This window comes from Escherichia sp. HH41S (genome assembly GCF_009820115.1).
Taxonomy (GTDB): Bacteria; Pseudomonadota; Gammaproteobacteria; order Enterobacterales; family Enterobacteriaceae; genus Escherichia; species Escherichia coli_F.
The window spans coordinates 1-440 of record NZ_VNXE01000102.1 but is presented as its reverse complement, the minus strand read 5'-3'; the positions used below and the strand labels follow the sequence as shown (position 1 = coordinate 440).

Genomic DNA, 440 nt, shown 5'->3' with positions numbered 1-440 from the left:
GTGCTGGATACCGAGGCTGCAGTGTACAGCGGTCAGGAGGCCATTGATGCCGGACTGGCTGATGAACTTGTTAACAGTACCGATGCGATCACCGTCATGCGTGATGCACTGGATGCACGTAAATCCCGTCTCTCAGGAGGGCGAATGACCAAAGAGACTCAATCAACAACTGTTTCAGCCACTGCTTCGCAGGCTGACGTTACTGGCGTGGTGCAAGCGACGGAGGGCGAGAACGCCAGCGCTGCACAGCCGGACGTGAACGCGCAGATCACCGCAGCGGTTGCGGCAGAAAACAGTCGCATTATGGGGATCCTCAACTGTGTGGAGGCTCACGGACGCGAAGAACAGGCACGCGTGCTGGCCGAAACCCCCGGTATGACCGTGGAAACGGCCCGCCGCATTCTGGCAGCTGCACCACAGAGTGCACAGGCGCGCAGTGA

1 pseudogene is annotated in these 440 nt (G+C 59.5%); it reads left to right on the top strand.

Annotated features, from left to right (window positions below):
* Window positions 1–440: pseudogene (locus tag FQZ95_RS20175) on the top strand (S49 family peptidase); the annotation flags it as partial.